The sequence below is a fragment of the Bradyrhizobium sp. genome, assembly GCF_035935975.1.
Lineage (GTDB): Bacteria > Pseudomonadota > Alphaproteobacteria > Rhizobiales > Xanthobacteraceae > Bradyrhizobium.
Map to the genome: position 1 here is coordinate 300,195 of NZ_DASYWN010000041.1, position 22,826 is coordinate 323,020.

Genomic DNA, 22,826 nt, shown 5'->3' on the forward strand with positions numbered 1-22,826 from the left:
TCGTCACTTGGATGCGCCAGCCGACAGCCGTTCGGCATAGTCGATGGCCTCGATCAGGCTGTGCTCGTTGGCGATGCCCTTGCCGGCGATGTCGAAGGCGGTGCCGTGATCGACGGAGGTGCGGATGATGGGCAGGCCCAGCGTGATGTTGACGCCGGAGAGCTCCTGCCAGCGCCCGGTCGCGGGATCGACCTGGAAGCCGAGCAGCTTGACGGGAATGTGCCCCTGGTCGTGATACATCGCGACCGCGGCGTCATACTGGTCCGCGCGGAGCTTGACGAAGATGGTGTCGCCAGGCACCGGCCCGACGACATCGAGGCCGTCGGCGACTGCTTTCGCGATCGTCGGCGCCGACACGTCGATGTCCTGGCGGCCGAACAGACCGCCCTCGCCGGCATGCGGATTGAGTGCAGCGACCGCGATCTTCGGCCTCGCGATGCCGAGCCGCAGCAAGGCATCGTTGGTGAGATCGATCACCATGCGCAGCCGCTCCGGCGTCAGGCGCTTCGGCACGTCCTCCAGCGCGACATGGGTCGAGACATGGCTGACGCGCATGTTGCCGTGGGCGAGCAGCATCACCGAGCCGCGCACGCCGGTGAGATGCGCCAGCATCTCGGTATGGCCGGGGAAATGATAGCCGGCCTTGTTCAGGGCTTCCTTGTTCAGCGGCGCGGTGACGATGGCCGCGGTCCGGCCGGCCTGTGTCAGGCGCACGCCCTGCTCGATCGCCTTGTAGGCGAAGCGACCGCCGTCGGCGCTGAGCACGCCCGGCTTGATCGGATCGCCTTCGGCGTCGGCCTGCAGATAGCAGAGATTGGGCCATTCACGATCGTCGGCGGTGACCTCCGGGATCGCCACGTCGGCGCCGAGCGCAGCCTTCGCGCCATCGAGCGCCGCGCCGCTGCCGATCACCAGCAGGCGCAGATCACCCTTTGCGATCCTGTCCCTCAACCCGACACAGGCCTTGACGATGATCTCCGGCCCGATCCCGGCGGGATCGCCCATGGTGATGGCAAGATGACGAGAGGTCATATCGGACTCTCCATTCTGAGCAGATGATTGTCCCGGAGCAGGTCGCGCCACAGCTCGCTGGGACCGAATGCGCCGGATTTCGAGATGACGTCGACCCCGGCCCAGCGCCCGCCTTGCAGGATCGAGCGCGGCAATCCGGGAACGATACGCCCTGTCACCTGGAGGGCGTGTGCGTCAAGGGCAACACATGCGGCCTTCAAGGTCTCGCCGCCGGCGACGATCAGCGTCCCCGGCGGTTCGAGCGCCGCGATCAGCGCCGACATTTCGCGCGCGATCCGCTGCGCCGCTTCGGCGCGCGCCAAGCCATCCGGAAGCGCGAACTGAACCAAGGCTACACCGTCGTCGGCCAGCTTGCGCTGAACGCCGGCGCCCCCCTCGCCTTCGCCCAGCGCGATGGTGGCTTCGCCACAGGCGGCAAGCTGGGAAGCGGTGGCAGGTTGGTCGGAGCCGAATAACCCTAGCACCGGTCGCCTCAATTCAGACGGGGCATCGGCGCGGTGACTGCGCGCGAGTGCACCGGCCAATCCGCCGCTGCCGCACCAAAGCACCGGCCCAGGCATGCGCCGCGCCATCTCGACGACGCGGTCGAGACAAAAGTCGCTTTCGGCATCGAACACCTGAACACCGCCTTGCGACAGCGTGTCAGCGTCGGCCAGTCGTGCCTCGATGCCGTCTTGCTTGAGTTGATCCAGCAGGTTATCGCCGACGCGATGCCACTCGCCATTCTGGCCCCGCGCGAATTGCTGGCCACCTGCGGTGCGGCGCCCCTGATAGTCGAAGGCCGGCGCCACCACGCAGGAGGCCCATTGGCCGCCCCGCAGGCAGGCACCAAGCTCGGCCGCCCACGCACCGCGCAGAAGGCTGTCGACCTTCTTGTAGGCGATACTCGCGCCTTGAAGTTGCGGCGCCAGCCGTCCGACGATCTCGACGCTCTCGGCCCTGGATCGCTCGCGGGTCCCGGTATCGATCGCGAAGCTCTGCGTGCCCAGCGTTGCAGGAGCATCCGCCCATGTGACGTCGAACGGTCCGCACAGGCCGACGAACTCCGCCGCGGTATCGAGTGCACCGGTGAGATCGTCGGCGAGCAGGCGGACGCTCGTCATCGTTGCAGGCCTCCCCCGGCGAAAATCTTGCCGGGATTCATCAGGCCGTTCGGATCGAGCAACTTCTTGATATCGCGCATCAGCTCGAGGTCGAGCGGGTCGGCGACGCGCGCCAGCCGGCCGCGATTGGTGATGCCGATGCCGTGCTCGGCGCTGATCGCCCCGTCCTGCGCCGCGGTCTCGTCGTCGACGATCTCGTTGATCTCGGACACCAGCTTCGCGGTCGCCTCCGGGTCCTGGCAATGCACGCGATCGATCAGGGCCACGACATGGATGTTGCCGTCGCCGATATGGCCATGCATCACCACATTCGCATGCGGCACGGCGGCCTTGATCCGGGCCTCGACATTGTTGACGAAGGCCGCCTGGCGCTCCAGCGGCACCACGCTGTCATGTGACACCACATAGCCGCTGCGCTTGTTGCCTTCGGACACGCTGTGCCGCACGGCCCAGATCGCCTTGGCCTGCGCAAGGCTGGTCGCCAGGATGGCGTCTTCAGCGAGCCCGGCCTCCATCGCATCCGCGAGCACCGTGGCGAGAGGCTCGTCGAGATCGACGCCGGCAAGCGTGTCGGTCAATTCGACGATCAGATACCACGGCGTCGTCAGCTCGAAGGGAATGGTCACATGCGGCACGGTCGCGGCGATCGCCTCGATCTGCGAGCGTGACATGATCTCGAGGCTGCCGAGCCGGTCGCCAACCGCGCCGCGCAGGCGCGCCATGATCTCGAGCGCCTGCTCGACGCCTTGCAACTTCAGTAGCGCCAGGGCCGAGCTGCGCGTCGGCGCGAACAGCTTCAGCACCGCCGCGGTGACGATGCCGAGCGTGCCCTCCGCACCAATGAAGAGCTGCTTCAGCGCATAGCCGGTATTGTCCTTGCGCAGCGCCCGCAAGCCGTTGAAGATGCGTCCGTCCGGCAGCACGACCTCAAGACCAAGCACGAGATCGCGCGTCGGCCCGTAGCGGAGCACGGCCGTGCCGCCGGCATTGGTCGAGATGTTGCCGCCGATCTGGCAGGAGCCCTCGGCGCCGAGGCTCAGCGGAAAGTAGCGATCGACGGCTTTCGCCGCGTTCTGCACCTCGGCGAGGATGCAGCCGGCCTCGACCGTGATCGTGTTGGCGAGCGGGCTGACGTTGCGCACGGCGCGCATGCGATCGAGCCGGATCACGACATTGCCCGCCCGGTCATCGGGCGTCGCCGCTCCGCACATGCCGGTGTTGCCGCCCTGCGGCACGATCGCGAGCTGCCTTTCGGCGCAGAACTTGACGACGGACGAGACCTCTTCGGTCGAGCCTGGCTTCACCACTGCAACCGCGCGGCCGTGATAGCGCCCGCGCCAGTCCACGACATAGGGCTCCTGGTCGGCTCCGGACGCGATGACGTGTTTGTCGCCGACGATCGCGGCAAGCCCGGACAGCGCATCCTGGAAAGTGTCGGACATCGGATCGCCTCGTCGTCCGTACCGAACCTAGGCGGAGGCTGCGAATGCCGCAGCATTCGCGAGCAGCTCTTTCAGCTGGTCCGGCTGCAGGGATTCCAGCGGCGGCCGCAGGCGCTGCCAACCGGCATGCTTGGTGCGATCGGCCGCCAGCGCCTTCAACGAGGCCATCTGCGGGAAGCGCGAGACCAGCTCGCGGCCCTTCACGATCCGCGCCTGCGCCGCCTTCAGCGCCGGGTCGTCATCGCCGTCGCCAAAATGCTTGTAGACATAGGCCAGGCTGCGCGCGACGACATTGGATGTCGCCGTGATGCAGCCGGCGCCGCCCTTGCGCAGCAGCGGCAGCATCAACGGATCGGCGCCCCCGAGGACCGCGAACCCGGGGAAGCGTTCCACCATCGCGGTCATGTTGGCGAAGTCGCCGGATGAATCCTTGATGCCGGTGAAAATCGCGGGATAAGCCTTGCGCAGCCGCTCGATCAGCGCATGCGAGATCGGCTGTGCCGACATCTGCGGGTAGTGATAGAGGACGACTTTCAGGCGCGCATCGCCGATACGCTGCACCACTTCGCTGTAGGAAGCGAAAATGCCGTCGTCGGTGACGTTCTTGTAATAGAACGGCGGCAGCATCACCACTGTGTCGACGCCGACCGAAAGCGCGTGACGCGTCAGCGCGATGGTGTCGGTGAGCGCGGCAACGCCCGTGCCGGGCAGAAGCCGCTGCGGCGCGATACCGGCGGCCACCACCGCCTCGAGCAGCGCGGTGCGCTCGGCCACCGAGAAGGAGTTGGCCTCGCCGGTCGTGCCGAGCATCGCGATACCGTCGCAGCCTTCGTCCAGGAGGTAGCGGCAATGCTCCACGAAACGCGCGTGATCGGGCGCGAGTTCGGCGTCGAGCGGCGTCAATGCGGCGGAGAACACGCCATGAGGGTGGAGCGATGATGTCGACAAAACTTCCTCCGATCGCCAGAACGATGTTGTTCGGAATGCGAACATTTGTTATTTGCTGATCTTGTCGTAAAATCAGCGCGCTCCCGCGTCAAGGGCGATGCTGTCATGGCGGGGCATTCCAGCATGGCCAAGGTGCAAAAGAAGGCCGCGAAGCGCAAAGCTGAAGCTAGCCCAAAGAACCCCAAGAATTATGTCGCTTCGGTCGGCAAGGCGTTTGGCGTGCTCCAAAGCTTCACCAGCGAGTCTTTCGAGCTCACCCTGAGTGAGATTGCCGCACGCGCCAATCTCGACCGCGGAACCGCGTTCCGGCTGATCCAGACCCTGGTGGAGCTCGGCTATCTCCAGGCTATTCGGCAGAGCCGCCGGTTCCGCCTGGGCCTTGCCTGTCTCGACCTCGGCTACACCGTGCTGTCGCACGGATCCTTGCGGACCATCGTCGAACCGCTGCTGCGCGATCTCGTGCCCGACGTCGGCGATGCCGCGTCACTCGGCATCCTCGATGGCGGCGACGTGATCTATCTCGCGCGCATCGGCGCCGGCCTCGACCGCCACAAGATGGATCGCCGGCCGGGCACGCGCATTCCCGCCTACAGCGCTGCGCTTGGCCACGTCATGCTGGCGCATCTGGCCCGCGACGAGCAGATCGCGCGGCTGGAGTTACGGCCCCGCGTAAAACTGTCGGAGCGGACGCTGACCGATCTCGATGCCCTGCTCGCGCGGCTCGATCAGGTGAAGAAGAAAGGCCATGCCGTCTCCGACGGCGAGAACGCCTACGGCTTGCGGACGCTGGCCACACCGATCTTCGACGCGCAGGGTCTCGTGGTCGGTGGCCTGAGCGTCACCGTCGATGCGATGCGCTTGGACATGCCGGCCTTCCGCGACCAGGCGCTGCCGCGATTGATGCAGGTGACGAGCAAGGTGCAGGATCTCGCGATCAAGTCGGGATTGTCGAGCTGAGGGCAGCTTTCTCCGGAATGTGATCGGTGCGGCCGCGCGCCTGATGATCTCAGTTTCAAACATCATTGTGGAAGGCCGCTCGCAACCTATATCGTCAGGGCTTCCTCCCAGAACCCGCCCCCCTTGCGAAAAGCCGTGCTCATTTTTCTCATGCTTCTGTTCGTGCCGATCGGCCTATCAGCCGCGCGGTATTACTGGCTTGGCGATGGCCGCGGCAATTGGCAGACGGCGGACCGTTCCAGCACAGGCCTGTTGCCTCCGGCCTCCTCCCATCCCGATGCCCTGATCCGGATCTACGCGGCACGAACGGTGCGGTGGCGCAGCATCTTCGCCGTCCACACATGGATCGTCGTCAAGGAAAAGGATGCAACGAGCTACAGCCGGTACGACTACACGGCGTGGGGCGAACCGATCCGAAGCAACGGCTTCGCGCCCGATGGACGGTGGTTTGGCGCCCTGCCTGAGACCGTTGTGGCGGTCGACGGACCACAGGCCGAGCTCTTCATTCCCAGGATCCGATTGGTCATCGAGACCTACAAATTTCGAGCTTACGGCGATTATAGCGCCTGGCCGGGACCGAATTCGAACACCTTCGTTCAAGCTACTTTGAATGCCGTGCCTGAACTTCGCGCGGTTCTGCCGCCGACGGCCATCGGCAAGGATTATCCCTATTCCGGGCAATGGATCGGGCTGACCGCCTCGCGCACCGGCTTCTATGCCTCGCTCTCCGGTTACCTCGGTCTCACCCTCGGCTGGGTCGAAGGACTCGAGATCAATGTCTTCGGCGCCGTGCTCGGCCTCGACATCAGGCGCCCCGCCCTCAAGCTACCCGGCATCGGCCGACTGGGTGTTGCCGCCGGCCTGTAACGCTATTCGGTCACTAGATGACGATGTGATCGAAGTCGGCCGCGATCCTGCTGTTCGGGAAGATCGCTGCCGCCTCGGCGAGAATCTCTGCGTCCTCGTAGCGGCCCGACATGTGGTTCAGCACGAGCTGTCTCACATTGTTCGCGGCTGCAAATGAAGCCGCCTCTGCCGCAGTGAGATGGCCGTAATCCCGCGCGGTCGATGTGTCGCGTTCGAGGAACGTTGCCTCGATCACCAGCAAGTCGGCGCCGGCGACTTGGTGCGACAGTCCCTCGGTGGTCTCGGTGTCGCCGATCACGACGAGCTTCCTGCCGCCACTCGGTGCCCCCAGGACGTCCTCCGGATCGATCGTCCGGTCGGCGATGACGACCGGTCGTCCCTGCGCCAGCTCGCCGCGCAAGGGACCGTCGGGCACGCCGAGCGCCGCGAGGCGATCGGACTGTAGGTGACGGCGAGCGGGACTTTGGAAGACGAAACCAAAACTGTCGGTGTCGCGGTGGCGAACCGGAAAGCAGTCGATGGTGAAGTCGCCGGCGTCGATGAAACGCCCTTCGGTCAGCGCCGCAAACTCCACCGAAAGCGGCGCCCTGCCCGCGCCCCAGATCCCCGCCAGCATCTGGATGACGATGTCGAGCGTCGCCGCTCCGCCATGAAGGGTCATCGCGTCGGAGTTCTGCCGCAGGCGCAGTGTCGAGAACAGGCCGGGGATGCCAAGCACATGATCGAGATGCGCGTGCGTCAGGAGGATGCGGTCAAGCCGCCGAAAGCCGGCGCCACTGCGCAGCAATTGCCGCTGCGTGCCCTCGCCGCAATCGATCAGGATGCGCTGGCCGGCCGCCTCCACCAGGAGAGCCGGATGGTTGCGCTCCGCCGAGGGAACGCTTGCCGAGGTGCCGAGAAATGTCAGGGCGAACATGGCCGTCAGTGTCCAGCGACCGCCCCGCTCCGCGACAGCACGGTGGACGGTCTCACCGCCCCCAATGCCACGCGAGCAGCCATGCGTACAGGCCCATCGACGCAGCGTAGAGCGCGGCAAGCAGCGCGTATCCCGCGATCTGGCGACCGAGCGCCGCCTTCGGCGTCACCCACCAGTCGAGCGCCCTGAAGGCAGCGGGTACCAGCCACCAGCCGAGCAGCTGGGTACTGACGAGATTGCCGACGAACAGCGACAGCCAGACCGGCACGCCGTGGCTGTCGATCAGCGGCCGGCTGATGAAGAAGCCCCAGAGATAGACCACGGGATAGAGCACGAGGAGGACGATGAGGTTGCTCTTCCAGATCAGGCCGGCACTTTGCTCCGGCGCCTGGGCCTTCCCCGTCGGGAACCAGAAATTGAAGCCGTAGCTCGCCCGCTTCACGCTCATGCCGGCATTGAAGCGCTCGCCCTCCTTCAGCAGCGTCTGCCGCAAGGGCGAGCCCAGCCATGCATTGAGATTGGCATCGCTATCGAACGACAGGATGACGATCCATTCGTCGTGCAGGCCCGGAATCGGCCGCTCGATCTTGTGGCGCAGGAAGCCTTTGAACTCGGCTTCAGCTGCCTGGATGCGCTGCTGCCATTTCAGGAACGCGTCCTCGAGCCCGTCAGGCACCATGAAGGAGATGACGGCGGAGACGGCGCTGTCGCGCTGAACGCCGGTGTCGGGCAGGATATGAACATCCTCCGAACCGACGAAGTGGCGCTGCACCTCCGCGATCAACTTCGCCCGAACCTCGCTCTGAAGCCACGCGCGCGCCGCGGCCGGGCTGGCGAAACGCAGGATCGTCACCCAGTCCACATGCGCCGGCGGCTGCGGCGGCACCACCTCCTGGCTGAGGAAGCCCGGCCAGGTCTTGAGCACCTCGCCGACCTCGCCGTTCCAGCGCGCGAACGCGGCAAAGCCGTCGTCGGCAATGCGGCGCTGGATGACGAGGGCGACCGGCTGGCCGGCTGTCTCGGGAGATGCGCTCATGAGCAGCGGCTTCAGCTCTTCTTGTAGAGGCGCTTGCCCATCACCCAGGTCTCGTCGACGCAGCGATCGTCGCCGACCATCATGACGGCGAACAGCATGTTCGCGGCTTCGTCGACCGTGCGCGGACCGGCCCCGTCGGCGATCAGCGACTGATGCCAGGGCTGCGCCGTCGGCCCGCCGTTCGGATCGAGCGCGACGAAATCGGCCTCCTTGCCAGGCTCGAAATTGCCGAGCTTGTCGTCGATGTAGAGACCTTCGGCGCCGCCGAGCGTGACCGACCAGAAGCCGCGATAGGGTGAGAGCTTGTTGCGCTCGGCTTCCGCAAGGTCCTTGCGCGCCGGATCGATGCTGCCGTCGAGCATCGTGTTGTTGCACATGCCGACCTTGTAGGCGTCGTCGAGCACGTGGATCATCGAGAAGCGGTTGCCGCCGCCGACGTCGGTGCCGAAAGACATCTTGACGCGATGCTCCGGGTCGGTGGCGCGACCGAGGCGGAACAGGCCGCTGCCGAGGAACAGGTTCGAGCACGGGCAGAACACCACCGCCGCGCCCTTCTTCGACATCCGTCGGAATTCGTTGTTCGAGAGATAGACGCCGTGGCCGCCGGAGAACTTCGGGCCGACCAGGTCGAACTTCTCATAGACGCCGAGATAGTCCTGGCAGTCCGGATGCTCGACCAGCACGCCGCTGCATTCGGCCGGGTTCTCGGAGATGTGGGTATTGACCCAGCAATCCGGATGCTCGTGCTTGAGGCGCTGACACGCCTTCAGCAGCTCCGGCGAGGCGCCGAAGGCGAAGCGCGGCGTGATGGCGTAGAGGTTGCGGCCCTTGTTGTGGTACTGCGCGATCAGCCGCTTGCTGTCGCGGTAGAAATTCTCGGGCGTGTCGATGAACTCGGCCGGCGCATTACGGTCGATTCCCGTGAGGCCCGCGATCACGCGCATATTGCGCCTGCTCGCCTCCTCGAACAGCTCTTCGGTCGAGACCGGCGAGGAGCTGGTGAAGGCCTGGCAGGTGGTGGTTCCGCCGGCGAGCAGTGCGTCGAGAAAACGCTTCACGCCCTCGCGCGCGTAGTTGCGATCCTTGTACTTGATCTCCTCAGGGTAGATCGATTTCTGCAGCCACGGCAGGAGCTGCTCGCCATAGGCGCCGAGCACGCGGGTCTGCGGCAGATGGATGTGGCCGTCGATGAAACCGGGAACGATGATGCGGTCCTTGATGTGCGTGATCTCGACACCCGGATGCGCAGCGGAGATCTTGTCATAGGGACCGAACGCCTTGATGACGCCGTCCGTCACAACCATGAGGCCGTCCTGGTGAAAGCGCGCGGCAGCCTGCTCGTTGCCGATGTGCTTCCAGGGATCGTCGACGAAGTCGAAGAACGTGCCGCGAATACCAACAGTAGTCATGAACTGGTTCCTTCCTTAAGTCTGTGTGGCCTGGCGCGCTGAGGGCAGCGAGATCGCGAGCAGCGTGCCCGCGACGGCGCAGAGGCCGAGATAGAGCCATCCGATCGGCGCTTGCGTTGCTTCAGGCAGCACCGCCGCGATCGCCATGGCGCCGCTGACCGCGAGATAGCAGAGCGCGCTGATGAGACCGCCGATCAGGCCGTGGTCGCGCTCGAACAGGCCGAGCGCCATGCCGTACATCATCGGACACAGCACGCCGCAGCCGCCGAGCACGAGTGCCCCGCCGACCGTGATCGACACGAAATCGAGACCGACGGTCATGCCGGTTACGGTCAGGACCGCAGCACCGGCGAGGAACAGCGCGAAGGCGCCAAAGCCCATCACGCGGGCCGGCATGAAGCGCGCGAAATGCGCGCAGCCGAGCTCGCCGGCGAGATTGACGCCGCCAAGGCCGAGCGCGACGAGGCCGTAGATGGCCGCCGAATAGCCAAGCCCGGTCTGGTAGAAGAACGGTGCGACGACGCCGAAGGCGAGCTGCGCGCTCGCGGCCGCGGCGAACACCAGCACGAAGGCGAGGAAGCCCGGACGGACCAGCGCATCACGCAGGATGCCGGCGGTGCGGCGCGGATCGAATGGCGCCCGCCGCTCGGCCGGCAACGTCTCGGGCAGAAGGAATACGACGATCGCAGCGACGATGGCCGCGGCGATGGCAATGATGACGAAGACGCCGCGCCAGGATGTCAGCTCGACGATGAAGCCGCCGGCGGCAGGCGCAAGCACGGGCGCTAGTCCCCAGGCAGCTCCCAGCAGGCCCGAGATCGCGGTCAGCTCACGGCCGCGATAGCAATCCGCCGCGACCGCATAGGCGACGACAAGGCAGGTGCAGCCGCCGATGCCTTGCAGGAAGCGCAAGCCCAGCAGCAGCGAGGCGCTGGTGGCGAGCGCGCAGGCGATGCTCATCGCGATCAGCACCGACAGCCCCGCGAGCAGGACGTTGCGGCGGCCGAGCGTATCGGAGGCGATGCCGACCGGCACCAGCGCCAGACTCATGCCGAGCATGTAGGCGGTGACGGTGTTCTGCATCGATGCAGAATCGGTTGCGAGGTCCACCACCATCTGCGGCAGGCCAGGCGTATAGGCATCGAGCGGGATCTGGCTGAACGGCACGACGCACAGCAGGATCGGCACGATCCCGCTCCTGGCGCGACCGGCGTCGGAAGCAAGTGCAGTCATGGCTTACGCCCCCTCGATGCCCGCGGGCCCCGTCTTTTCGTGCGCGCGATGAGACGCGACGACGCGGGTTGCGGATCTTGACGCGCGGGAACGTGCCAGAACTGTGTGTAAAAACTCTTAGGAGTTCCGGCTTAATGCGGGTTGCGCCGTGAAGACGACGCCCATTAACCGTTCGGAAGGCATCGCCGTGTCGAACGCCGGCCGGCTTCGGCGCGGCTCAGGTCAGGAAGCCCTCGAGAGCATCGAGAAACTGCCACGGCGATTGAAGCTGCGGCACGTGGGCGCAGCCTGCAATGATCTTGAGCTCCGCGTGCGGCAATCCCGCGGCGAGCTCATGCGACATCGGCGGAGGCGTCGCTTCGTCGTGCTCACCGACCAGAACGAGGACCGGGACTTTCACCGCAGAGAGTTGAGAGCGGAGGTCGAGGCTTGCCAAGGCATCGCACGCGGCACGAAACACATCCGGGTCCGTGCGCAGAAAGGCCGCACGGCGATCCTGCATCAGCTCCGGATGATGCTCCTGAAATTCGGGCGCGAACAGGCGCCGCATGGCAACGTCGGTGATGGCCTCCAGTCCCTTCTCGCGCGACACCTTCGCCATGTTGCGAAACGCCTCGCGGCCGGGCTCCGAGAACGCCGCGCCGCTGTCGGCGAGAACGAGCCGGCTCGCGATCCCCGGATGCCGGATCGCCATCTGCAGCGCGACGAACCCGCCATAGCCATTGCCGAGCACGATCGCAGGCGCGCCGCCCGCGGCATCGCGCACCGCCTCCGCCATCCGGTCCGCGACCGCCGCAAGTCCGCCGTCTACAGCGCGTGAGCGGCCGAATCCCGGCAGTTCCGGCACGATGGTGCGAAACGATTGCTGAAGCTCAGGCACGATCGCATCAAAGCTCGCGCGATCCGACAACAGCGAGTGGAAGAGGAATAGCGGCGGCCCCTCGCCCGATTGCGCGGCGTTGACGGTCCCGTTGGCAAGAAGCCTGTCCATATCCGGTCTTTCCTTCACTTCGTCGGCCGTTCGCATGCCGTTTCGCCCGCACTAGAGGCCCCGATTGATAAATCAACTGTCAGGGAATTCAAGCATTTGGCCCTTGACCTGAAATATCACGACTGAGATATTAACGCCAAGGAGCCAGCCAAAATGATGCTTTTACGCGAAAATATCTACGATCGTCTCAGGTCTGATATTTTAGCTTGCCGATTTGCGCCAGGCGATGAAATGCGGGAGCAGGATCTGGCCGAGCGCTATGACGTCAGCCGGCAACCGGTTCGGGATGCGCTGCTGCGGCTGCAGCGCGAGCACCTCGTGACGGTGCAGCCGCGCCAGGGTTATCGGGTCACGCCGATCTCGCTGTCGGACGCCCGCGACCTCCTCCGCTTCCGTCTTGCGCTGGAGCCGGCCTGCGTCGCGGAGGCGATCGAGAGCGCGCCCGACTCCGTTCTGAAGTCGCTCGACGAATTCCGCCGCTTCTCGGGCAACCACGAGGACTTCATCGCCTACAATCGCGGCTTCCACACCGCCCTGGCTCACGCGTCCGGCAATCGCCGCATGGCCACCGCGCTGTGCGACCTGATCGGCCAGGCCGATCGCCTCGTCCGCGTCAGCATCTCCAATCTGAAGGGCCACGATCCGGCGAAGCTCGTTGCCGAGCACGTCGCCCTGATCGACGCCATGCAGCAGCGCGAGACGCGAACCGCCGCGCGCATCATCAAGGCCCATATCGGGGCCACCGAAAAACGCGTTCTGCCGGCGCTCAAGCGTAACGCCGTCATCGTTGAGGAGAGGTCATCATGAACATTCCGTCAAAACCCGCGTCGATCGACGTCGAGATCCACGGCAATTTCATCGATGGGCGTGAAGTCGAAGCCGGCGCCGGCGCGATGCTGGATGTCCGCAATCCCGCGACCGGCGACGTGATCGCCCGTATTCCCAATTCCACCACTGAAGACATCGACCGCGCCATGAAAAGCGCGCGCGCCGCGTTCGAAGGCAAGGCCTGGGGCGGCATGGACACGCGTGCGCGTGCCAGGCTGGTCAACAAGCTCGCCGATGCATTCGAGGCCAATCTCGACAGCCTGTACCGGCTGGAGACCCTCAACAACGGCCGCCCGGTCAACGAAACCCGCGCCCAGCTCTCCCGCCTGCCCGATTTCTTCCGCTACTTCGCCGGCGTCGCGCTGTCGCGCCGCGACTCCGTGATCCCGGTCGAAGGCGCGTATCTGAACTACACGCTCCGCACCCCCATCGGCGTCGTCGCCAATTGCACTCCGTTCAATCATCCGCTGATGATCCTGTGCAAGTCGCTCGCCGTGGTGCTGGCGACCGGCTGCGTCACCGTGGTCAAGCCGTCCGAATACACGCCGCTCACGACCCTGAAGCTGGCGCAGATCTTCACCGAAGCGGGCCTGCCGCCCGGCGTCTTCAATATCGTGCTCGGTCTCGGCCAGAGCGCCGGCAAGATGCTGGCCGAGCATGGCGACATCAACAAGCTGGTCCTGACCGGCGGCACCGAGGCCGGCCGGATCGCCGGCAGCGCCGCCGCAAAGGTCTTTGCGCATCAGACCATGGAGCTCGGCGGCAAGACGCCGGTGATGGTGTTCGACGATTTCGACGTCGACCGCGCCGTCAACTATGCCGCGTTCGGCGCTTTCATCGGCGCGGGACAGACCTGCGTCTGCGCCTCGCGTCACATCGTCCAGGCCTCGATCTACGACGAGTTCGTCGAGAAGCTGCAGGCCAAGACCCGCACGATCCGCGTCGGCGATCCCTTCGATCCCGGCACCCAGATGGGGCCCGTGATCTCGGCCAAGCAGCGCGACCGCGTTCTCACCTATGCGGGCTATGGTCACGCCGACGGCGCGCGTCTCGTCACCGGCGGTGTTGCCGCGAAGGTGCCGGGCCACGAGAACGGCTATTTCGTCGAGCCGACCGTGTTCGCCGACGTCAAATCCGACATGCGGATCTTCCAGGAGGAAGTGTTCGGTCCCTTCACCTCGGTGACGCCATTCAAGGACGAGGCCGATGCATTGCGGCTCGCCAACGACTCGCCGTTCGGCCTTGCGGCTGCGATCCGCACCCGCGACGTCGCCCGCGCGCACCGCGTCGCCGCCTCGGTCAAGGCCGGCATCGTCTGGATCAACGATCATCACCGTCTCGACCCGGCCTCGCCCTGGGGCGGCGTCGACGATTCCGGCATCGGTCGCGAATGCGGCACCGAGAGCTTCAACGACCACTTCAACACCAAGAGCGTGATGGTCGCGACCCACGAGCAGCCGTTCGACTGGTACCGCGACACGGCCAACCAGAAGCGATTGAACTAGCAGGAACGACAACCGGCAGATCGCTCAGAGAAGGCGGGCCGCAGCAACCAGAACAACAGTCAGGGAGAGCGTCAAATGTCGACATCGGTGAACGCAGGCAGCCGTCTTGATCGGCTGCCGATCGGGCCATTCCACCGCCGCATTATGCTGCTGATCGGCATCGGCATGTTTTTCGACGGTTTCGACATCTACATCGCCGGGACCGTGCTCAGCGTGACGTTGAAGACGGGCTTTTCGACCCTCGCGCAGAATGCGGCCTTCATCTCCGCGACCTTCGTCGGCATGATGCTGGGATCGTTCGGCACCGGCTTCCTCGGCGACCGCTACGGACGCCGCTTCACCTATCAATTCAATTTGCTGCTTTTCGGCCTTGCCTCCCTCGCCGCTGCGTTCTCGCCTGATATGGCCTTCCTGATCGCCTGCCGCTTCGTGATGGGCGTTGGACTTGGAGCGGAGAACGTCGTCGGCTATTCGACGATGACGGAATTCGTGCCAGCACGCACGCGCGGCAAATGGCTCGGCTTCACCACCGTGTGCGTCGTCACTGGTTTGCCCGTGGCGCTGCTGGTGGCGTCCGTGCTGGTGCCGCAATTCGGCTGGCGCTCGATGTTCGTGCTCGGCGGCGTCGGTGCGCTGGTGGTTTGGTACATGCGCAAATCGCTGCCGGAATCGCCGCGCTGGCTGGAAGCGGTGGGGCGCGCCGCGGAAGCGGAAGCGCTGATGCAGGCGATCGAGAAGGAGGCCGCGCAAGGCCAGCCCCTGCCTACCCCCGCGCCCGTTACGTCCGTCCCGGTCGTAGCCGATCTCGGCACGCTGTTCACCGCGCCTTTGCTGTCGCGGATGATCGTCGGCTCGGTCTGTCTGATCACGATCAACACCCTGCTCTACGGCTTCGTGACGTGGCTGCCGGTGTTCTTCGTCAAGCAGGGCCTCTCGATCGCGACCTCGTTCGGCTATGCGCTGCTGATGGCCCTCGGCGCGCCGATCGGCTCGGCGATTGGCGCATTGACCGCCGACCGCTGGGGCCGCAAGCCGACCATCATCGGCGCGTCTCTGGTCACGGTGGCCCTGGGCATCCTCTATCCCATGATCTCGGATCCGATCCTGCTGCCGGCTGTCGGCTTCGCGCTGACCGTGCCGATCTACGTCCTGGTCGCGCTGCTGTTCGGCATCTATATCCCCGAACTGTTTCCGACCGAGGTCCGCCTGCGCGCCTCCGGCATGGTCAATACGCTCGGGCGCGGCGCCACCATCGTCACCCCGTTCCTCGTGGTCTCGCTGTTTGAATCGCGCGGCGTGGCCGGCGTGATGGCGCTGATGATCGGGCTTCTGGTGGTGCAGATCATCACGGTCTGGGCGATGGGCATCGAGCCCCGGCATCGCAGCCTCGAGGAGCTCAAGGCCGAGGAGACGGCTTCGCCGGTTCTCAAGGAAGCGTCCTGAGAGTCTGCCGGACGAGCACCGCCCGTATGGCTCGGGACGCCCGCCTCGGCGGGCGTCTCTGCAGCCTCGTAGCCCGGATGGCGCGATAGCGTAATCCGGGTCCTGCGTCCGTGTCGGGACATGTCCCGGATTGCGCTACGCTCCATCCGGGCTACAAGGTCTCGGCCGGGATATAAGGGAGCTCGTGATGACCGCAGATGCCGCTGACCTGAACTACGGCTCGATCGGCGCACTCCTTGGCGCCCTGCACGCGCGCAAGATCTCCGCGTCGGAATTGCTCGCGCACACGATCGCGCGCATCGAGGCGCTGGATGGGCCGATCAACGCCATCATCGTGCGCGATTTCGACCGCGCGAGGGAGGCCGCACGCGCCGCCGATGCCGCGCTTGGGCGCGGCGAGCGGCTGCCGCTGCTCGGCATTCCGGTGACGTTGAAGGAGCCGTTCAACGTCGCCGGCCTGCCGACGACATGGGGCTTTCCGCACTTCAGGGATTTCCGACCGGCGGAAGACGCCCTCCTCGTCTCGCGGTTGAAGGCCGCCGGCGCTGTCATCATAGGCAAGACCAACATCCCGATCGGCCTCCGGGATTTCCAGAGCTACAACGAGATCTACGGCGCGACCAAAAACCCGTGGGACCTCGGCCGCTCGCCCGGCGGCTCCTCGGGCGGATGCGGGGCGGCGCTGGCCGCAGGGTTCGGTCCGCTCTCGATCGGCTCGGACATCGGCGGCTCGATCCGGGTGCCCGCGCACTTTTGTGGTGTGTTTGGACACAAGCCGAGCCTCGGCCTGGTGCCGCTGCGCGGATATAGCCTGCCGCCGGCGCCGCCCGTCCCCGGCCAGGGCGACCTCGCCGTGGTCGGGCCTATGGCGCGCACCGCCCCGGACCTTGCCTTGTCACTCGACGTCATTGCCGGTCCCGACGAGACACGCGACGGGGTCGGCTATCGCCTCGCGCTGCCCGCCTCGCGGCACAACGACCTCAAGAGTTTCAGGATCCTCGTGATCGATACCCATCCGCTGATGCCGACGGGCGACGCCGTGCGATCGGCCATCGGACGGTTGGCGGAACGGCTCGAGCGGTCGGGCGCGCACGTCGCGCGCGCGAGCTCTTCGCTGCCCGATCTCGCGGAATCCGCACGGCTCTACATGAAGCTTCTCAACGGCGCGCGAAGCCCGCGCCTGACACCGGCCGCCCTCGCCGAGGCACAAGACGCTGCCGCAGCACTTGCGCCCGACGACCGCAGCCTGCAGGCCGAGCGCGCCCGCGGCTGGGGCATGATCCATCGCGATTGGCTGGTGCTTGATGCGGCCCGCCTGCAATTGCAGCAGAAATGGTATCAGCTCTTCCGCGAGTTCGACGCGGTGATCTATCCCGTCGCCGCCGTGCCGGCCTTTCCACACGACCATTCCGAACCGTTCGACGCGCGGCAGTTCGACGTCGACGGTAAGCTCTACAATTACTCCGATGCGTGCTTCATCTGGGCCGACCCCGCCTCGACCTGCGGACTGCCGGCGACCGCCGTTCCGATCGAGCGCACATCGTCGGGCCTGCCGGTCGGCGTCCAGATCATCGGGCCTTATCTGGAGGACCGCACGACCATTGCGCTGGCCGGACTGATCGAACGCGAGTTCGGCGGCTTCGGGCCGCCGCCGGCGCTGGCTGCGAAATAATCCGCGCGTCGAGAGCGGCCGACTACGTTCTGTCGGCCGACTGCGCCTCGACCGCCTGCACGGCGACACTCGCCACCTGCCGCAGCGCCTCGCGATCCGCGCCCGACGACGCCATCACGCCCATGCCGACCGACACCGCCGAGACATAGCGCGCGAGCGCGGCGGGATCGGCGCCCGGCTTGAGATCGCCTTCGGCCTGGGCGCGAACGAAGCGGTCGCGGAGCTGCTCCTCGTTCTGGGCGCGGCGAGCCGCAAGCTCGAAGGGGACGTTCTCGGAGCCGGTGCCGCAGGCGATGCCGCCCTGTACGAGCAGGCAACCGGGCGGGTTGGCGGGATCGGTCTGCTTCTCGGCAATGCCCATCAGCATTCGCTCGGCGACGTCGCGGGCGGTGGGTGCGGCGACCACCTCGTCCATCCAGACGCCGCGCAACTTGGTATAGCGGTCGAGCGCGGCCTTGAGCAGGCCCTCCTTGTTGCCGAAGCAGGCATAGAGGCTCGGGGGATTGATGCCCATGGCCTCGGTGAGCTGGGCGATGGTGGCGCCCTCGTAGCCATGGCGCCAAAACACTTCCATCGCCTGATCCAACGCGACGTCGGCGTCGAATTCGCGGGGGCGACCCATGCCCATGTGGCTGTTCTCCTTCGGAATCGGCGTTGTCCTCAGCTTAACGCCAGACCCTATCTATTTGTTCTATCTTTCTTTTCTCTTCCGCCTTCCAATTCTTGCGGTAAGCGGCTACAATTTTCTTAGTGAATGGTACATAAGTATCTTGCACTGCGACATCCAGCTCCACATCTGTAGTGAACACTACATATCTGGAGCGCGCAAATGCATCCCGCCCAAAATACCGCCCGCACCGGCCGTTTCCGCCGCCTTCTCGGTGGCGTCGCCGTCGTGGGCGCCCTCGCCGTAGCCGGCTCGATCGCGACCGGCCATTACTTCCGTGCAGCCCAGGCGACGGCAACGGCCGCCGCGGCTGAGCAAGCCGTGCCCGTGACCGTCGCGCTGATCGAGCCCAAGCAGACCGTCCTGTGGGACGATTTCTCCGGCCGACTCGAGGCCATCCAGCGCGTCGAGCTTCGCCCGCGCGTGGCCGGCGCGATCCTGGCGACCAACTTCACCGAAGGCGCGCTGGTGAAGGCCGGCGATGTGCTGTTCAAGATCGATCCGGCGCCTTACGCGGCGGAGGTCGACAAGGCCGCGGCCCAGCTCGAGGCCGCCAAGGCGCGCGTCGTGTTCACCCAGAGCGAGCTCGAGCGCGGCGCGCAGCTGGTTGGCAATGCCGTGGTCACGCGGCGTGACTACGACCAGCGCGACAACGCCAACCGCGAAGCCATCGCGAACGTGAAGGCGGCCGAAGCAACGCTCCAGACCGCAAAGCTCAATCTCGACTACACCGAGGTGCGCGCGCCCGTGGACGGCCGGGTCGGTAAGTTCGAGATCACCGTCGGCAATCTCGTCGCCGCCGGCACCGCCTCCCCGGTGCTGACCTCGCTGGTCTCAATCAATCCGATCTACGCCTCGTTCGACGCCGATGAAGAGGTGGTGCTGCGGGCGCTGAACTCGATTGCGGATGCCACCGGCCAGCGCGGCAATCTCAACCAGATCCCGGTCGAGATGGCGACGTCAGGCGGCCTGTCGGCGAAGGGCCACATCCAGCTCATCGACAACCAGGTCAACGGCCAGAGCGGCACCATCCGTGTCCGCGCGGTGTTCCAGAACGAGGACGGGCGCCTGATTCCCGGCCAGTTTGCGCGCGTGCGCATGGGGCAGCCGAAGCAGCAGACGCTGGTGATGATCGACGAGCGTGCGATCGGCACCGACCAGGACAAGAAGTTCGTGATGGCGGTCGGCGACGACAGCCGCGCGGTCTATCGGCCGATCACGCTCGGCGGTGCGGTCGATGGACTTCGCATCGTCACCGCGGGCCTGAAGCCCGGCGAGCGCATCGTCGTCAACGGCCTGCAGCGCGTGCGTCCCGGCGCCCTCCTCAAGACCGAGGTCGCGGCGATGGGCGCGCGTGGGCCGCAACAGGCATCGAACCACAGCAACCAGGACGTGGTGCAACGCTGATTACCTCATTCCGGGCGGCGCATGACGTGCGCCCGGAGTGATCAAAGAACGACCAAGACATCGCATCCCGATTCCGGGCTCGCGGGCATTTCTCGCGTCCCGGACAGCGGGAGAGCTGTCTCTCGCGCAGGGGCAAAGCCATGAATCTCTCAAAGTTCTTCATTGATCGTCCGATTTTCGCCGGCGTGCTGTCGGTGCTGATCTTCCTTGCCGGCCTGATCTCGCTGTTCGCGATGCCGATCTCGGAATATCCCGACGTCGTGCCGCCCTCGGTGGTGGTGCGCGCGACCTATCCCGGCGCCAATCCCAAGGTGATCGCGGAAACGGTGGCTACTCCCATCGAGGAGCAGATCAACGGCGTCGAGAACATGCTCTACATGTCGAGCCAGGCGACCACCGACGGCGCGATGACGCTGACGGTGACGTTCCGCCTCGGCACCGACCCCGACAAGGCGACGCAGCTCGTGCAGAACCGCGTGCAGCAGGCCGAGCCGCGCCTGCCGGCCGTGGTGCGCCAGCTCGGCATCATCACCAAGAAGTCCTCGCCCGACCTCACCATGGTCGTGCATCTGTTGTCGCCGAACGGCCGCTACGACATGACGTATTTGCGCAATTACGCGGTGCTCAACGTCAAGGACCGGCTGGCGCGGATCGACGGCGTCGGCGACGTCCAGCTCTATGGCGCCGGCGACTATTCGATGCGGGTCTGGGTCGATCCGCAGAAGGCGGCTGAGCATGGCCTCACCGCCAGCGATATCGTCAAGGCGATCCAGGCGCAGAACGTCGAGGCCGCCGCCGGCGTGGTCGGCTCCTCCCCGAACGTGAAGGGCATCGACCTGCAGCTCTCGGTCAATGCCGAGGGGCGGCTCGCCAACGAAGAACAGTTCGGCGATATCGTGGTCAAAACCGGCACGCGCGGCGAAGTCGTACGCCTGCGCGACGTCGCACGCATCGAGCTCGGCGCCTCCGAATACGGCCTGCGCTCGCTGCTCGACAACAAGCAGGCGGTCGCGATCCCGATTTTCCAGGCGCCCGGCTCCAACGCGCTGGAGATCTCCGACCACGTTCGCGCCACCATGGCCGAGATCAAGAAGAACATGCCGGAGGGCGTGTCCTACCAGATCGTCTACGATCCCACCCAGTTCGTGCGTTCCTCGATCGAGGCCGTGATCCACACCCTGCTGGAGGCGATCGCGCTGGTGGTGCTGGTGGTGATCCTGTTCCTGCAGACCTGGCGCGCCTCCATCATCCCGCTCCTCGCGGTGCCGGTGTCGATCGTCGGCACCTTCGCGGTGATGCACGTGTTCGGCTTCTCCATCAACGCGCTCAGCCTGTTTGGCCTCGTGCTCGCGATCGGCATCGTCGTCGACGACGCCATCGTCGTGGTCGAGAACGTCGAGCGCAACATCGAGGGCGGGCTGTCGCCGCGCGATGCCACCTATCAGGCGATGCGCGAGGTCTCGGGTCCGATCATCGCTATCGCGATGGTGCTGATCGCGGTGTTCGTGCCACTTGCCTTCATCTCCGGCCTCACCGGACAGTTCTACAAGCAGTTCGCGCTGACGATCGCGATCTCGACCGTGATCTCGGCCGTCAACTCGCTGACGCTGTCGCCTGCCCTGTCGGCGCTGCTGCTCAAGGGCCATAACGAGCCGAAGGACAAGCTCACGATCGTCATGGAAAAGGGCCTCGGCTGGTTCTTCCGCGGCTTCAACAAGGCCTTCACCCGTTCCTCGGAGAACTACAGCGGCACCGTCACCAAGGTGATCTCGGGCAAGGCCGCGGTGATGGGCCTCTATGTGGTGCTGGTCGGCGTCACCGCCTTCCTGTTCCAGCAGGTGCCGAGCGGCTTCGTGCCGGGCCAGGACAAGCAATATCTGGTCGGCTTCGCCCGCCTGCCGGATGGCGCAACGCTCGACCGCACCGAAGAGGTGATCCGCAAGATGAGCGACATCGCGCTGACCCAACCCGGTGTCGAGAGCTCGGTGGCCTTCCCCGGCCTGTCGATCTCCGGCTTCACCAACTCGTCCAACGCCGGCATCGTGTTCTCGACGCTCAAGCCGTTCGACGAGCGCAAGGGTGCGGCGCTGAGCGGCAATGCGATCGCGGCCGACCTCAATAAGAAGTATGCCGGCATCCAGGAAGCCTTCATCGCCATGTTCCCGCCGCCGCCGGTCAACGGCCTCGGCACCATCGGTGGCTTCAAGCTGCAGATCGAGGACCGCGCTGGTTTGGGCTATGAGGCGCTGAACGAGGCGACCAAGGCGTTCATGGCGGCGATGCAAAAGGCGCCGGAGATCGCCGGCGTGTTCTCGAGCTTCCAGGTTAACGTGCCCCAGCTCTTCGCCGACATCGACCGTACCAAGGCGCTCCAGCTGGGCGTGCCCGTGACGGAGGTCTTCAACACGCTGCAGATCTACCTCGGCTCCTACTACGTCAACGACTTCAACAAGTTTGGCCGCACCTACTCCGTCTATGTCCAGGCCGATGCGCCGTTCCGCGCGCGTGCCGACGACATCAGGCAGCTGAAGGTGCGCTCATCCTCCGGCGACATGGTGCCGCTGTCGGCGCTGCTGAAGATCCGCCAGAGCGCGGGCCCCGAGCGTGCGATCCGCTACAACGGCTTCCTGTCGTCCGATATCAACGCCGCCGCTGCACCCGGCTTCTCATCGGGCCAGGCGCAGGAAGTGGCGACGCGGATCGCGGCAGAAACGTTGCCACCCGGCTTCGCCTTCGAATGGACCGACCTGACCTATCAGGAGTTCATCGCCGGCAATTCCGGCCTCTGGGTGTTCCCACTGGCGATCCTGCTGGTGTTCCTGGTGCTGGCCGCGCTCTATGAGAGCCTGACCCTGCCGCTCTCGATCATCATGATCGTGCCGATGGGCCTGCTCGCGGCGATGTTCGGCGTCTGGATCTCCAAGGGCGACAACAACGTCTTCACCCAGATCGGCTTGATCGTGCTGGTCGGCCTCTCCGCCAAGAACGCGATCCTGATCGTCGAATTCGCGCGCGAGCTCGAATTCGCCGGCCGTACGCCGATCCGGGCCGCGATCGAGGCGAGCCGCCTGCGGCTACGCCCGATCCTGATGACGTCGATGGCGTTCATCATGGGCGTGCTGCCGCTGGTGCTCTCGACCGGCGCAGGCTCGGAGATGCGGCGGGCGATGGGTGTTGCGGTGTTCTCCGGCATGATCGGCGTCACCGTGTTCGGCCTGTTCCTGACGCCGGTGTTCTACGTGCTGCTGCGAACCGTCACCGGTAACAAGCCGCTGGTGCATCACGGCAGCGACATCAGCGCAGCGCCGGTCCAGGGACTTGGCCACGAAGTCGCCGGGCACTAAAGCTGGAGCATGATCTTGTCGGAAAA

General features: G+C 65.7%; 18 protein-coding genes. 8 read left to right on the forward strand and 10 right to left on the reverse strand.

The features are described 5' to 3' along the window. Positions 1-3 precede the first annotated feature (3 nt). From pdxA to VGR99_RS24230, 4 genes are read right to left on the reverse strand one after another with little or no spacing between them, the layout of a single operon-like run. Positions 4-1,032, reverse strand: coding sequence for a 4-hydroxythreonine-4-phosphate dehydrogenase PdxA (gene pdxA / locus VGR99_RS24215; RefSeq protein WP_326901976.1), 1,029 nt, complete (start codon positions 1,030-1,032; stop codon positions 4-6). After that, complete coding sequence (locus tag VGR99_RS24220; RefSeq protein WP_326901977.1) at positions 1,029-2,135, reverse strand: four-carbon acid sugar kinase family protein; 1,107 nt, start codon at positions 2,133-2,135, stop codon at positions 1,029-1,031. Before VGR99_RS24220 ends, pdxA begins: the two co-directional genes overlap by 4 nt. Next, a complete protein-coding gene (locus VGR99_RS24225) occupies positions 2,132-3,577 on the reverse strand; it encodes an FAD-binding oxidoreductase (protein ID WP_326901979.1) in 1,446 nt (481 codons plus the stop codon). Before VGR99_RS24225 ends, VGR99_RS24220 begins: the two co-directional genes overlap by 4 nt. A gap of 27 nt (positions 3,578-3,604) precedes the next feature. Next, positions 3,605-4,525, reverse strand: coding sequence for a dihydrodipicolinate synthase family protein (locus VGR99_RS24230; RefSeq protein WP_326901981.1), 921 nt, complete (start codon positions 4,523-4,525; stop codon positions 3,605-3,607). Between the two features lie 123 nt (positions 4,526-4,648). Here VGR99_RS24230 and VGR99_RS24235 point away from each other — a divergent pair, with 123 nt between their 5' ends. After that, the gene (locus VGR99_RS24235; protein ID WP_326901982.1) at positions 4,649-5,482 is read left to right on the forward strand and encodes an IclR family transcriptional regulator; all 834 of its coding nucleotides are present in this window, start codon (positions 4,649-4,651) and stop codon (positions 5,480-5,482) included. A gap of 135 nt (positions 5,483-5,617) precedes the next feature. Beyond that, positions 5,618-6,349, forward strand: a complete 732-nt coding sequence (locus VGR99_RS24240) for a DUF3750 domain-containing protein (RefSeq protein ID WP_326902433.1) — start codon at positions 5,618-5,620, stop codon at positions 6,347-6,349. A gap of 13 nt (positions 6,350-6,362) precedes the next feature. On the opposite strand, the gene rnz is transcribed toward VGR99_RS24240, so the two are convergent. The 5 genes from rnz to VGR99_RS24265 all read right to left on the reverse strand — a co-directional run bounded on the left by rnz (position 6,363) and on the right by VGR99_RS24265 (position 11,934). Beyond that, positions 6,363-7,265, reverse strand: coding sequence for a ribonuclease Z (gene rnz / locus VGR99_RS24245; RefSeq protein WP_326901983.1), 903 nt, complete (start codon positions 7,263-7,265; stop codon positions 6,363-6,365). Positions 7,266-7,317: 52 nt separating this feature from the next. Continuing rightward, a complete protein-coding gene (locus VGR99_RS24250; protein ID WP_326901984.1) occupies positions 7,318-8,301 on the reverse strand; it encodes an antibiotic biosynthesis monooxygenase in 984 nt (327 codons plus the stop codon). 11 nt (positions 8,302-8,312) lie between these two features. Further along, on the reverse strand, positions 8,313-9,710 hold the full coding sequence (guaD, locus tag VGR99_RS24255) for a guanine deaminase (protein WP_326901985.1): 1,398 nt from the start codon (positions 9,708-9,710) through the stop codon (positions 8,313-8,315). A 15-nt stretch (positions 9,711-9,725) separates the two neighbouring features. Then, positions 9,726-10,943: a multidrug effflux MFS transporter gene (locus tag VGR99_RS24260; protein ID WP_326901986.1), complete on the reverse strand. Its 1,218-nt coding sequence runs from the start codon at positions 10,941-10,943 to the stop codon at positions 9,726-9,728. A gap of 217 nt (positions 10,944-11,160) precedes the next feature. Further along, complete coding sequence (locus VGR99_RS24265; RefSeq protein WP_326901987.1) at positions 11,161-11,934, reverse strand: alpha/beta fold hydrolase; 774 nt, start codon at positions 11,932-11,934, stop codon at positions 11,161-11,163. 156 nt (positions 11,935-12,090) lie between these two features. Here VGR99_RS24265 and VGR99_RS24270 point away from each other — a divergent pair, with 156 nt between their 5' ends. From VGR99_RS24270 to VGR99_RS24285, 4 genes are all read left to right on the forward strand, one after another. Then, entirely contained in the window at positions 12,091-12,741 is a 651-nt protein-coding gene (locus VGR99_RS24270; protein ID WP_326902434.1) for a GntR family transcriptional regulator, read from the forward strand. Then, positions 12,738-14,267: an aldehyde dehydrogenase gene (locus VGR99_RS24275; RefSeq protein ID WP_326901988.1), complete on the forward strand. Its 1,530-nt coding sequence runs from the start codon at positions 12,738-12,740 to the stop codon at positions 14,265-14,267. Before VGR99_RS24270 ends, VGR99_RS24275 begins: the two co-directional genes overlap by 4 nt. A 75-nt stretch (positions 14,268-14,342) precedes the next feature. Then, entirely contained in the window at positions 14,343-15,710 is a 1,368-nt protein-coding gene (locus VGR99_RS24280) for an MFS transporter (protein WP_326901989.1), read from the forward strand. Positions 15,711-15,897: 187 nt separating this feature from the next. After that, positions 15,898-17,382, forward strand: coding sequence for an amidase (locus VGR99_RS24285; protein ID WP_326901990.1), 1,485 nt, complete (start codon positions 15,898-15,900; stop codon positions 17,380-17,382). 22 nt (positions 17,383-17,404) lie between these two features. Here the strand turns inward: VGR99_RS24285 and VGR99_RS24290 are convergent, their stop codons facing one another. Then, positions 17,405-18,010: a TetR/AcrR family transcriptional regulator gene (locus VGR99_RS24290; RefSeq protein WP_326901992.1), complete on the reverse strand. Its 606-nt coding sequence runs from the start codon at positions 18,008-18,010 to the stop codon at positions 17,405-17,407. Between the two features lie 201 nt (positions 18,011-18,211). Here VGR99_RS24290 and VGR99_RS24295 point away from each other — a divergent pair, with 201 nt between their 5' ends. Together VGR99_RS24295 and VGR99_RS24300 are read left to right on the forward strand one after the other, a co-directional pair. Then, positions 18,212-19,456, forward strand: coding sequence for an efflux RND transporter periplasmic adaptor subunit (locus VGR99_RS24295; RefSeq protein WP_326901993.1), 1,245 nt, complete (start codon positions 18,212-18,214; stop codon positions 19,454-19,456). 140 nt (positions 19,457-19,596) lie between these two features. Beyond that, on the forward strand, positions 19,597-22,800 hold the full coding sequence (locus VGR99_RS24300; protein WP_326901994.1) for a multidrug efflux RND transporter permease subunit: 3,204 nt from the start codon (positions 19,597-19,599) through the stop codon (positions 22,798-22,800). The last annotated feature ends 26 nt before the right edge of the window (positions 22,801-22,826 follow it).

Coding starts and splice junctions, on each gene's coding strand:
- pdxA (WP_326901976.1), bottom strand. CDS start 1,032: ATGACCTCTCGTCATCTTGCCATCACCATGGGCGATCCCGCCGGGATC.
- VGR99_RS24220 (WP_326901977.1), bottom strand. CDS start 2,135: ATGACGAGCGTCCGCCTGCTCGCCGACGATCTCACCGGTGCACTCGAT.
- VGR99_RS24225 (WP_326901979.1), bottom strand. CDS start 3,577: ATGTCCGACACTTTCCAGGATGCGCTGTCCGGGCTTGCCGCGATCGTC.
- VGR99_RS24235 (WP_326901982.1), top strand. CDS start 4,649: ATGGCCAAGGTGCAAAAGAAGGCCGCGAAGCGCAAAGCTGAAGCTAGC.
- rnz (WP_326901983.1), bottom strand. CDS start 7,265: ATGTTCGCCCTGACATTTCTCGGCACCTCGGCAAGCGTTCCCTCGGCG.
- VGR99_RS24250 (WP_326901984.1), bottom strand. CDS start 8,301: ATGAGCGCATCTCCCGAGACAGCCGGCCAGCCGGTCGCCCTCGTCATC.
- guaD (WP_326901985.1), bottom strand. CDS start 9,710: ATGACTACTGTTGGTATTCGCGGCACGTTCTTCGACTTCGTCGACGAT.
- VGR99_RS24260 (WP_326901986.1), bottom strand. CDS start 10,943: ATGACTGCACTTGCTTCCGACGCCGGTCGCGCCAGGAGCGGGATCGTG.
- VGR99_RS24265 (WP_326901987.1), bottom strand. CDS start 11,934: ATGGACAGGCTTCTTGCCAACGGGACCGTCAACGCCGCGCAATCGGGC.
- VGR99_RS24270 (WP_326902434.1), top strand. CDS start 12,091: ATGCTTTTACGCGAAAATATCTACGATCGTCTCAGGTCTGATATTTTA.
- VGR99_RS24275 (WP_326901988.1), top strand. CDS start 12,738: ATGAACATTCCGTCAAAACCCGCGTCGATCGACGTCGAGATCCACGGC.
- VGR99_RS24280 (WP_326901989.1), top strand. CDS start 14,343: ATGTCGACATCGGTGAACGCAGGCAGCCGTCTTGATCGGCTGCCGATC.
- VGR99_RS24285 (WP_326901990.1), top strand. CDS start 15,898: ATGACCGCAGATGCCGCTGACCTGAACTACGGCTCGATCGGCGCACTC.
- VGR99_RS24290 (WP_326901992.1), bottom strand. CDS start 18,010: ATGGGCATGGGTCGCCCCCGCGAATTCGACGCCGACGTCGCGTTGGAT.
- VGR99_RS24295 (WP_326901993.1), top strand. CDS start 18,212: ATGCATCCCGCCCAAAATACCGCCCGCACCGGCCGTTTCCGCCGCCTT.
- VGR99_RS24300 (WP_326901994.1), top strand. CDS start 19,597: ATGAATCTCTCAAAGTTCTTCATTGATCGTCCGATTTTCGCCGGCGTG.